Raw genomic sequence first — 11871 nt, forward strand, 5'->3', positions numbered from 1 at the left:
GGTTCCCTTCCTAGTTGTCAAGTTGAAAATAAGTAAGAAATGGGATGCTCCCGCAGTCAGAGCAAAAGCTGTGTTACTTTGGGTGAAATTCGTGATTGTGCCCTATACCCTGCTCTCCTCCAGCCAGACTCATGATTCAACCTATTGCATAAGTGCTACAGTCACCAGTGATAAGTACTACCGTCACCTAGCAAAAATTGATTTTTGCCAGTGCTTTATTCCAACGCCGTCACTCACTCAGCCTATGAATATCAAGTCGGAGGAAGCTTACCGATCAATGCGCCGAGTTATGTGGTGCGACAGGCAGACTCTCAATTGTATGACGGACTTAAAGCTGGGGAATTTTGTTACGTACTCAACTCCCGGCAAATGGGTAAATCTAGCTTACGGGTACGGACGATGCAGCGCCTGCAAGCCGAAGGAGTCGCTTGTGCGGCAATTGATATTACGGCGATTGGTACCTATGATATTACTCCAGAGCAATGGTATGCCGGCATCATTGATAGCCTGGTGGGGAGCCTAAATTTATATGAAACATTTGATTTATTTAGTTGGTGGGCTGAACAAGATTTGCTGTCGAATGTTCAGCGATTGAGTAAGTTTATTGAAGAAATTTTACTCAAATTAATTCCTCATAATATTGTAATTTTTGTGGATGAAATTGACAGTATTTTGAGCTTAAATTTCAATATTGATGATTTTTTCGCCGTTATTCGTGACTGTTATAACAATCGCGCCGATCGCCCCGATTTCCGACGCTTAACCTTTGCCCTAATTGGAGTCGCAACGCCCTCTAGCCTCATTCAAGACAAGCGACGCACCCCCTTTAATATTGGTCGAGCAATTGAATTAACAGGTTTTGCACTCCAGGAAGCTCAACCCTTAGCTCTTGGTTTGGCTCCAAAAGCGCACAATCCCCAAAGCGTACTGCAAGCCGTCTTGGATTGGACAGGGGGACAGCCGTTTCTCACCCAAAAACTGTGTCAGTTAATCCTCAAAGCAGAGTCTTCAATTCCAGAGGGACAGGAGAGAGAGTGGGTGGAAAAACTCGTGCGATCGCGCCTGATCGAAAATTGGGAAGTCCAGGATGAACCCGAGCACTTGAAGACACTGCGCGATCGCCTATTCCGAAGCCAACAGTGTACCGCTCGACTCCTAGGCTTGTATCAGCAAATTCTACAGCAGGGAGAAATCGCCGCCGATGACAGTTCCGAACAAATGGAATTGCGCCTGTCGGGGTTAGTCGTCGAGCATCATGGCAGCTTAAGCATTTATAATCCCATCTATGCCGCCGTTTTCCATCAAACTTGGGTGGAACGTGCCCTGTGTGATTTGCGACCCTATGGAGAAGCGATCGCAGCTTGGCTGTCCTCCCATTGCCAGGATGAATCCCGATTGCTGCGGGGACAAGCCTTGCACTCGGCTCAAGCTTGGGCGGCTGGCAAAAGCCTCAGTAATGATGATTACCAATTCTTAAGAGCCAGCCAAGAATTAGATCGGCGAGACATTCAAATTGCCTTAGAAACCGAACGGCAAGCCAAGCAGCTTCTAGCTGAGGCACAACAAAAGGCCGAACTTGCCTTAGAAGAAGAACGAAAAGCTAATCGAATACTCGCCGAAGCGCAAAAGAAGGCAACCCAGACGATTCGCACCGGGTTGTGTGGATTAGTCAGCAGCTTTGTTTTAGCGATTACAGTTTCCGTCTGGGCTATTCCCGCCCTGAAACAGGCACAGCAAGGCGTTCGCCTGGAGCAGGAAGGCATCAAGGCTTTACGTTCCTTTGATTCTGAAGAAATCGAAGCCCTCCTCTCCGCCATGGAAGCAGGACAAAAATTGAAGACCATGATTGGAGAGTATCACTCCCTGAACGACTATCCAGCCCTTAGTCCCCTGTGGGTGTTACAGTCCATTCTCGATAATATTCACGAACGAAATCAACTCCAGGGTCATCAGGGTCGAGTGGATAGCGTGACATTTAGCCCCGATGGACAGTACATCGCCACCACCGGAGAGGATGGCACTGTGCGATTGTGGAACTTGTCCGGAAAACAGCTCACTCAATTCACAGTTGCTCAGGCGAGGGTCAAATGCGTGACATTTAGCCCCGATGGACAACACATCGCCACAGCATCAGAGGATGGCATTGCCCGCCTGTGGAATCTGTCGGGAAAACAACTCGCTCAATTTGTGGGACATCAGGATAAGCTCACCAGTGTCAAATTCAGCCCGGATGGACAGCATCTCGCCACGGCATCAGAGGATGGCACTGCCCGACTATGGAATCTGTCGGGAAAACCGTTAACTCAATTTAAGGGTCATATTGGGCAAATCTGGAGTGTGAGTTTTAGCCCCGTTCGCGGGGGGACTTCTGCGGCGCAAGGAGTTGGACAGCGCCTCGCTACGGCGGGAGAGGACGGCACCGTTCGAGTTTGGGATTTATCGGGGAGAGAACTGGCTCAATACCAGCATAGTGGGCCTGTTTCTACCGTGAGTTTTAGCCCAGATGGTCAGAGTTTGGTGACTGTCACCGGATTAGATGGAACCGTGCGGCTGTGGAATTTGCAAAAGCAGTTACTCGCCCAATGGAAGGGAAGTCGAGATTTAGTCTTGAGTGCCAGCTTTAGTCCCGATGGGCAGCGTATCGCCACCGCTGGAGTTGATGGCACGACTCGCCTCTGGGATTTGTCTGGACAGCTATTGGCGGAATTAAAAGGTCACCAAGGCTGGGTTTATCGTGTCAGTTTTAGTCCTGATGGACAGCGTCTCGCTACCGCTGGAGCGGATGGTACGGCTCGACTTTGGGATTTATCTGGGCAATTAGGACGGGACCGGCAGCAGTTGGCAGGGTGGCGGGCACATTGGGGTGAGGCTTGGAGCGTTAATTTCAGTCCGGATGGGCAAACCCTAGCCTCTGCTGGAGCAGATGGTACCGCGAGATTGTGGAATTTATCGGGGCAGCTTTTAGCTCGCTTGAATGGTCATCAGGGTGGGATTAATGCTGTCGTTTTTAGCCCCGATGGGCAGCGCTTGGCGACGGCAGGGCAGGATGGCACGGTGCGGCTATGGAACTTGTCGGGAGAGGCGTTAGTGGAAATCAAAGACCATAAACGGCCTGTTTATAGCCTCCGATTCAGCCCGGATGGACAGCGTCTGGTTAGTGCTGGAGAGGATGGCACAGCCAGACTTTGGGACTTGAATGGAAAAATGTTGGCTCAATTTGTGGGTCACAAAGAGGCCATCTGGAGTGTGAGTTTTAGCCCGGATGGACACACGGTGGCAACGGCGGGAAAAGATGGCACGGTGCGACTGTGGAATCTGTTTGGACAGCAACTCATTCAATGGAGGGCGCACCAAGATGGGGTTTATAGTGTCAACTTTAGCCCCGATGGACAGCGCCTGGTTACGGCAGGAATCGACACGACGGTTCGACGGTGGAACTTATCAGGGCAGGAACTTGCTCGATTGAACACGCATCAGGGTGGAGTCTTGAGTGCCTCTTTTAGCCCGGATGGACAGCGCATCGCGACCACCGGACAAGACGGTACGGTTCATCTACGGTTATTGTCGGGGCTACAAATTGCTCAATTGAGTGGGCATCAAGGCCGAGTTTATAGTGTCAGCTTCAGCCAAAATGGACAATACTTGGCGACGGCAGGGCGGGATGGGATGATTAAGCTGTGGCGGATTGAAGATTTAGATGACTTGCTCGCTCGTGGCTGCGACTGGCTCCAAGATTACCTGGTAACTCATCCCAACACATCAATCGGTTGCCCCAATCCCAATCCTGATTCCGTTCGTAGATAGTTGAGCCGCGAATTAGAAAGCCTATCCCTTCAACAGGATATTTTTTTCACAGGGATGGAGCGATCGCTCAGTTGTTTCGTTCCATTTGTAGTAGGCACTGTAGTACCCCTCCCAGGAGAACTCAAGCCCTCATGACAAACTCTCCACATTATGATGGGTCATTTGCCGGACACCCTATCATCGGTCAAAAAAAACGTAAAATTTCCTGACCCAGAGGAATTGTTCTAGTAAAAGAGGTTCAAGACGGATTCTTCTTTTTCCTTGTAAAAAAATTAAATCTTTACTATATCCCTACAAAGCGAGAGGAAAACTCAGGAACTCTTAAAGAAAGCTTTTTATCAGAAATAATAACATTACTATCATGATAAGGGAGGGGGTAAAGAACCAATGAAGAAAATGAAAGCGCTGATGATCATTCTTGGAGTGGTTCTCCTGAGCGGGACAGATGCCCTGGCTGCTAATTTGAACAGAGTCAATGATGGAATGCAAGCCTTTGCCGAAAATAGTCGGTTTAATTGCACCTCAACCGATGTAGCCTCAACTCAAACGAATACAGGTAACCCTACACTGACTCCGCAGAAGCGATCGCATCATGTAGAGTTAAAAGACAATTCTCGTTTTATGATTGGTGGATTTGCTCCTGAGGACAGAGGAAATCCAGGAGACAGAGGCAACCCTCCTCCTCCTAAAAGCGGCGGGAGTCGATGATTCAGTGATCACTCAAAAAATAGTTCTCTTCCCCTACCTCTCTTAACGGCAACTCATTATTGTTCAACAAGTGAAAGGCACCCTGAAGATTGAGAATCGTTACTCGCTTAAACCTTCGTTAAGAAAAGTTCCGCTTTCTCGCCAACGATTCAATTTTTTCCTACCTTTGAAGGTGGAGCTAGCTCAGTCATGGCTTCAACGGTTAATTCCAGGCTGAGAAGGAAGGAGATGAGCTATGATGCACTCCGTTCAATATTCCCTCGATGTGATTGAAGAAGAAGCTCGTCAATTGGTTAAAAAAGGATTGGTGATGCGTCAGCAACCGATCTATACTCTGTGTCAATACATTCCTGGGCGAGAATGGGTTTGTATTGAGTGTGAGTTAGAACGAAACGACTTCTTGCTAAGAGATCCGATTAGTGACCTCTTAGGGCGTGAAGAGTGGGACGACGATTGAAGCTTTAGTTCAATCCTAAATTGTCAGACCCCTCTCAGGGGTTGTCCAGAGAGCCATTGGCATTTCACAAGGGGCACGGAATGATGAAGATTGTCTCTACATTGAGATTTTACGGATGCCGTGCCCCTACCCACGATGGATTGGTTTTAGAATGCTCCCTCAATTAAGGTAGAACCGATTGATGCGCTGGCGTGAGATGTTGCCCGAACCATTGACTTGCCAACTGGGTGACATTTTCTAGCGCCCCAAAGTCCTCCAATAAGTGGGTTGCACCAGGAATAATTTCAAGCTGTTTTTCGGTATGCAGATGTTTGAGTGCTTCCTGATTCATCTCTAGAACTGGGATATTATTTTCTCCTACAATCAGGAGGGTTGGTGCCTTGATCCGAGATAAAGCGGAGCCAGCTAAGTAAGGAAGACCGCCGCTAGAGACAATGGCACGAATGAGTTCTGGATATTGAGCCGCCGCCATCAAAGCCGCTGCACTCCTTGTGCTAGTCCCCAAGAAGCCAATTCCCAGGTTGTCGGTGATTGGGTGTTGAGTCAGCCAATGGCTTGCACTAGCCACCCGTTCGGCGAGGAGGCCAATATCAAAGTGAAGTTGTCTGAGTTGCCGATCAATTGCCTCTTCCTGGGGGGTTAGTAGCTCAATCCATAGAGTTGCGAGTCCCGCTTGACATAACACTTGAGTCATGTAGCGATCGCGCGAACGATATCGGTTGCTGCCATTGCCATTGGCAAGCAGAATAACTCCTCGTGCTTTGTCTGGCACTCTTAGATTTCCGGTCAGACAAACTGAGCCGGTGGGGACCGAGACCAGGCATTCTTGTGCGTTGCATGTTGATGTCCTGTTCATGGGTCTATCCTCCTTATGGGAATGGATGGTGATATGGATGTAGCGAAAGGCTCTTAGGGAGTGCGCTAGCGTTAGGGCTATGCTCTCTTGAACCTATAGGGTTGAACGATCTTAGCCCACCCAAATTAATTTTGGGGGTAAAGAATTGGGGTTCAATCTGAGATCTTGCATCAGTTGCAATAACCCGCCAGGGGTTTAAACCCCTGGCTCACAGCTCGCATTCGTCTTCATACGACTGAATAAGAGTTTCAGTCCATTTCAATGGACTTGAGCTATAAGCCAAGAAATTAATTTCTTGGCGGGTGTGGAGGCTTACCGACAAAGGTGCAAGATGTCAGTTCAATCCGGTTGCTCTAAACCTCTAGCTGGGGATATTTCTGGTGGGTGCTGCCGTTGTTTGCTCATTATTGGCTTGTGCCAACAGACTACACACTTCTTCATCGGTTGTTTGCGAGAAATTGGCATACCAACAGCTAATGGAATTGATCGCCTCTGGTGCTAGGACATACACCACCTTTTCTACTTCTGTTGTTAAATCTCTGCACGTTGAAGCAGATGCCACTGGAACTGCCACTACAATCTGGGCTGGCTGATGCTGTCGCAATGTGGCAATTGCCGCACGCATGGTTGAACCTGTAGCAATGCCGTCATCGACGAGAATGACAGTGCGTCGTTGTACATTAGGTATGGCGCGGTTCCCTCGGTAAATGCGATCGCGCCGCTGTAATTCCTGCCGCTCAATCGTCGCTACCTGCTCAATCACTTCCCTGGATATACCCAGCCATTCGAGTATCCCTTTATCAATTACTAATACATCGTCTTTGGCGATCGCTCCCATTGCTAACTCTTTATGTCCGGGTACGCCTAACTTCCGTACTAAGCAAATATCTAAAGGCACTGAGAGTACTTTTGCCACTTCAAAGGCGACAGGGACACCGCCACGGGGTAGCGCCAATACCATCACGTCTGAACGATTGGCATAGGCTGTGAGTTTTCTCGCCAGCAACTGACCGGCTTCGGTTCGGTCTCGAAATTGCCTGTTCATCAATCTCCCCTCCCCTTTCCTTTAACAATTCAATTCATAAAAATTGACTCTAATGTTTTGAATTTTGTAGTATATAAATTGAAAATTAAAACTTTTTAGTGTAATATATTATTCTAGCCGAATTTACTTTAAATTCATGAATTTATAAGGTTTTGCAGCCGTTGATTGCCCAGCTAATCAAGTCTATTGAGTAAAGCGGCAAAGTTTCCCAGACACAGTTTTCGTGGAAGACTGCCGCCGAGGACAAAACTTGAGTTTAAGGCATTGTGGAGAGGAATGACGCGGCAAACTGAATCGGTATCAATTTTGGTTGTCTTATCTCACAAGCTGCGACAACCTGTAGGTGTTTTGGAGCAGGGGTTAATTTTTTGGGCTGTATCCTTCACGGCACAAGGGTTTCAATCCTTTGTTCTCAAAAAGAGGTTGTCACATTTCTTGTAAGTCTTACTGAGCAAGGGTTTGAGCTGTTTTTTCTGGAGGGGTGTTGCTTCACCCTTGGGCTGAAATGATATACTCAGTGGAGGTTGTCACCAACGCACCTTGAAAACTAAATACAATAAGCTTTCTGGAGGTCAGCAGTCTGAATTCCATATAATCCCTATCAGGGATTGAAACAATGAGGCATTGAAGTCTGAGAACGCCGATTTTAGTCTGAATTCCATATAATCCCTATCAGGGATTGAAACGCCAGATTCCACAACCACATCGCTAGTGTTCGGAAGTCTGAATTCCATATAATCCCTATCAGGGATTGAAACGCAGGGGTGGCTTACCTGGAAGCGCTGAAGCAAAAGTGTCTGAATTCCATCTAATCCCTATCAGGGATTGAAACGTAACATTGCAAATCACCCTGAGCATAATTATCAAATCTGAATTCCATAAAAAAATCAAAGCCTCTCTCCTCCTAGGAGAGAGGTTTGGAGAGAGGTCAAAGTGTACCGATCCAATTGAGAAGAGCTATAAATGCTCCCCTCCCCGTTGCGGGGAGGGGCTGGGGGAGGGGTTCCCCCGCCAAATTGCCAGCAGTATCTTTAACTGCAAGATGAATCTAGTTGGGCAATACAGGACGCCCTGCCAACATCGCTTTAGTTTGCGATTCACCAGCGCGTTGCAGTTGACGAGTCAACCGGACGTTGAGCAATACCAAAACAGTCCACTCACCCAAAAGCACCATCAATCCAGTTGTCGTAGCAGCATGTTCTATCGCTGCCCAGGGAAACGTTGACAGAAGCCACAGCGTGGCATTTTCCACAGGTTCAATACCCAGGATAGAGAGGCTCATCGGTGGCACAACCAGCAAAGCGGCAATGGTACCCACAGCCCAAAGCGATCGCTTATTCGTTTTCATCAATAACATGAGCTGGGCAACCGAGGCATAAATCATCACCAAGCTAACAAAGAATCCAACCGCCAAAAGGGCTTTAGTTTTGTCAACAGCGTCACCGGGCAAGAAAGTAATCCATACCAAGAAAGGAGTCATTGCGATCGCTAAATTCAGGGCGATTGCCAATAACTCTGGGCTTTTTTCTCCCCAAAGCAAATCCTGTACCAGCGCACGATTCCAAAATCCCTTACGTGTTGCCACCTTCTCCCGACGATAACGCGCCCAATCCTGTAAAGCTTGACGTTGAGGTGCCAGAACAGCGATTAAACCGATAAACAATACACCGTTGAAGAACGCTAGCAACACGGGATTGGTGAGAAATGAATAGGGTGAAACCCAAAAATTCCCCCGTGGATCTCCCATGGCAAATCCTAACGTCACAACTTCAAAACAGCCGACTAGCCAATAACTTTGGTGCTTGCTGAGGATAGTGCTATTGGGGTTGTGAAAGTGTCGATTCAGAGCTTGCCAAATCCATGTTGTCCATAAACCGTAATGCAGCAGCGCGAAAATAGCTAGGCCAATTCCAGTTGCACCAATGGGCAAATTAAACCATTCCCAATTTAAGATTTTTCCCATAGAAAAAGGAAAATTTCCACCTGTATACTCTGTTCCCATCCGATTGACTAAATAGGGTAAAACCACAACCGGAGAAAACAGATTCAGCCAATCCAGCAAAGTGTTCTCAATCGGTTTGAAATTAACCATTAATAAGAACAGTAGAACAGCACCACTCCCTAACCAAGACTGAAATCCCCCCAGCCAAGGAGTCACTAAACCAAACAGCAGCGCCGCACTATAGAAGAATGCACAACTAGCAATCAGAACCGCATAGAACGTACAAATTTCAGCCAAAGGAATTTGAGCAGAAAATCCTAACCACAGATGAAAAGGAACAGCAATAATAGCCGCTAAATAGAGCAAAATTGGAACTCCCAGCAGCTTACCGCCCAAAACACTTAGCGTAGATTGAGGGCTGAGTCGGATAAAATTAAGAGTCCCACGACGTTCTTCATTCGCCAAATTACTGATCAGCATGTAGGTACCCACGCCTAACATGATGAACAATACAAATACACTCAGCGACATGAACATTTTTGGATAATGGTCATGCCACCACAGGGGGATATCAATCGCGTCAGATGGGCAGAGGTCATTTTTAAGAATGCCTTGTACGTGCTGAATTTTCTCTTTGACTTCTGCTATGCTGCCTTTGAGTTGTTGGATTTTTTCCAGGTCGTAGTTTTTAGGGTTGCTATAAATCTTGAATTGGGCTTGAAGTTGGCGATATTGGTCATTAAGTTTGTAACTTTGATTTTGAGCGGCTAAAAAAGTCTTTTGCAGGCGGCAGTAAGGTTGATTTTGATAGTAAGGATAGTGAGGGAGCTGATTCAACCAAAATAGGAATAGCAGGATTTGACCGAGTAGGGATGAGGCCACAGCAATGGCTATATTCCGAACATTCAGGCGACCTTTAATTTCTCGAAATAGCTGTGGATTCCAGTCACCAATGCGGTCTAAAAAATTAAGTTGCATTCGTTACAATCTCCGTATAAAGAGTTAGCCAATTGTGCCAAAAATAGAATCTCACCCTTCAAATCTTCAATCGTTCAACTTGATTAAGAAGCTTGTTGGTGTCCTAGCTTGAGGAAAATCGTTTCCAAGTCTTCTTGGGTGCAGTGAAATTCAGTGAGAGGGATGCCAGATTCAACCAGCGATCGCAATAACTTCGCACTATCTTCTGGAGTTCCGGAAAAATGAACACGTACATTTTTGCTTCCTGGTATAACCTCCCACTCTTCTACCCAAGGATGATTTTTCAGTTCAGCCGTCAGTGCATCTAAATTCCCCAAGGTAGACATCACGATGTGTTGTCGTGCCAGACGACGGTAGAGTTCCTGTAAAGAGGCACTTTCCACCAAATAGCCAAGTTCCATAATTCCTACTGAAGAGCAAAGTTCCGCTAAGTCGCTGAGGACGTGTGACGAAATTAGAATTGTCATCCCAGCTTCTTGCAGGGTTTTGATGATTTCCCGAAATTGCATCCTGGCGATCGGGTCTAATCCAGAAACCGGTTCATCTAGTAATAAAAGAATGGGTTCGTGAATAATCGTTCTCGCGAGACTCAGACGTTGCTTCATCCCCCGTGAAAGGGTGGAAATTAAGCTATTGCGCTTATTGGTTAGCTGTACCAATTCCAAAACTTCACGCAGTCGTTGGGTGCGAAGAGGTTCCCGTAAACGATACAGCCGTGCAAAATAATCGAGGTAGTCCCAGACAGTGAGGTCGTCATAAAGAGGATAGTCATCGGGAAGGTAGCCGAGTCGCCGCTTCAGGGTAGGATTGCTGTGGTCACGCAATAAGCGATCACCATTAATAAAAATTTCTCCGGTTGTCGGTTCCTCTGCCGCCGCCAACATCCGAATCAAGGTTGTTTTGCCTGCACCATTTGGCCCAATTAGTCCATAAACTTCACCCGACTCGATTTGTAAATCGACATCGTTAACAGCAATATGGCGGTCAAATTGCTTGGTGAGTCCACGAGTAGAAATGGCTAGTTCTTTGCTCATAACGGCTGGGAATTGGGGATTGGGGGTGTTGTCTCTAGGAGTTTTCACTACAGCGATTGAGAGTTATTTTCCGGAACTCTAAATCTCTCTATTGTGGATGTATCTCTGACCCAGTGAAACTTATGCAGTTTTTGTTTAAGTTTTACTTTTAACAAAAAAATTGACCTATTAAGGGGATGTCATTTTGTTACTGATTACCTTTGTATCCCAGTCCCTCAATTGTGCCAAGTTTACTGTCTAAAGCTTGTTTCACTTTCGATAGCTTAGCCCCGATAGGCACAAAGCCGCACCCTTAACGTGACGAATTAGATATTGTCCTGAGTCCAAATTCTTGAAAAATATCCTAGTTTTACAATGAATGCTGAAATTCTTTACCCTTGTCCTTGTTGTGGCTACATGACACTTAATCAAGAACCACCGGGTACGTACCTCATTTGCCCCATTTGCTTTTGGGAAGATGATGCAGAACAAGATTTCTCATCAAACCGAGTTTCGCTACGTCAAGCACAACGTAACTTTATAGAATTTGGTGCCTGCGAACGTGAATGGCTGAAGGATGTTCGTCATCCCACCAGCAATGATCAGCGAGCTCCAGGCTGGGAAACGATTGACATCTTGGCAGAAAAAACCAGATTACTCCTAATTGAAAAAATTACGGCTGCTTTTGATGGTGTCTCTCGCCAAAATGGCATTTCCCTACACGCGGCGCGGGCACTTGATGACTACAGTAGTCTGGAAGAGGCTAAAAAAATAGGGCGAGAAATGGATCGAGATACCCAATGGCAAGAGGTGCCCGATAAGTGGCTGATGCAATTTCAGGATATCTTTCCTTTTTTAGATCCTAAAGGATTTCGATATTATATTCCCGCCTATATGGTTTGGAGCCTAAAAGAACCTAAAGCCTCTTCTTCCAATAGTTTAAGTTCTTTAATGTGGGCGCTTGAGAATAAGAGTAGACATTTCCAACCTCATTTGGAAATTCTGAATCAAGAACAATTACAAGTTGTTTCTGATTACATTGATTTTGTAAATAACTATATCTATTAA

7 protein-coding genes and 2 pseudogenes are annotated in these 11871 nt (G+C 46.6%); 5 read left to right on the forward strand and 4 right to left on the reverse strand.

Going from position 1 to position 11871, the window contains the following annotated elements; genetic code table 11:
- Positions 1 to 210 precede the first annotated feature (210 nt).
- The 3 genes from MIC7113_RS08675 (at position 211) to MIC7113_RS08685 (ending at position 4969) form a co-directional block, all read left to right on the forward strand.
- Positions 211 to 3804, forward strand: coding sequence for a WD40 domain-containing protein (locus MIC7113_RS08675; RefSeq protein ID WP_015181797.1), 3594 nt, complete (start codon positions 211 to 213; stop codon positions 3802 to 3804).
- 387 nt (positions 3805 to 4191) lie between these two features.
- Positions 4192 to 4512 (forward strand): hypothetical protein, encoded by a 321-nt coding sequence (locus MIC7113_RS08680; RefSeq protein ID WP_015181798.1) that lies wholly within the window; start codon positions 4192 to 4194, stop codon positions 4510 to 4512.
- Between the two features lie 235 nt (positions 4513 to 4747).
- Positions 4748 to 4969, forward strand: a complete 222-nt coding sequence (locus tag MIC7113_RS08685; protein ID WP_015181799.1) for a DUF4327 family protein — start codon at positions 4748 to 4750, stop codon at positions 4967 to 4969.
- A gap of 163 nt (positions 4970 to 5132) precedes the next feature.
- Here MIC7113_RS08685 and MIC7113_RS08690 read toward each other — a convergent pair whose 3' ends face one another.
- The 4 genes from MIC7113_RS08690 to MIC7113_RS08705 form a co-directional block, all read right to left on the reverse strand.
- Positions 5133 to 5825, reverse strand: a complete 693-nt coding sequence (locus MIC7113_RS08690) for a dienelactone hydrolase family protein (RefSeq protein WP_015181800.1) — start codon at positions 5823 to 5825, stop codon at positions 5133 to 5135.
- A gap of 361 nt (positions 5826 to 6186) precedes the next feature.
- Positions 6187 to 6870, reverse strand: a complete 684-nt coding sequence (locus tag MIC7113_RS08695; protein WP_015181801.1) for a phosphoribosyltransferase — start codon at positions 6868 to 6870, stop codon at positions 6187 to 6189.
- A gap of 1048 nt (positions 6871 to 7918) precedes the next feature.
- The gene (locus tag MIC7113_RS08700; protein WP_015181802.1) at positions 7919 to 9790 is read right to left on the reverse strand and encodes an ABC transporter permease; all 1872 of its coding nucleotides are present in this window, start codon (positions 9788 to 9790) and stop codon (positions 7919 to 7921) included.
- Between the two features lie 83 nt (positions 9791 to 9873).
- Positions 9874 to 10824, reverse strand: a complete 951-nt coding sequence (locus MIC7113_RS08705; RefSeq protein WP_015181803.1) for an ABC transporter ATP-binding protein — start codon at positions 10822 to 10824, stop codon at positions 9874 to 9876.
- Positions 10825 to 11190: 366 nt separating this feature from the next.
- Between MIC7113_RS08705 and MIC7113_RS38935 the strand changes: the two are divergent.
- A pseudogene (locus MIC7113_RS38935) lies at positions 11191 to 11436 on the forward strand (CPCC family cysteine-rich protein); the annotation flags it as partial.
- 39 nt (positions 11437 to 11475) lie between these two features.
- Positions 11476 to 11871: pseudogene (locus MIC7113_RS38940) on the forward strand (DUF6714 family protein); the annotation flags it as partial.

Source organism: Allocoleopsis franciscana PCC 7113 (assembly GCF_000317515.1).
Lineage (GTDB): Bacteria > Cyanobacteriota > Cyanobacteriia > Cyanobacteriales > Coleofasciculaceae > Allocoleopsis > Allocoleopsis franciscana.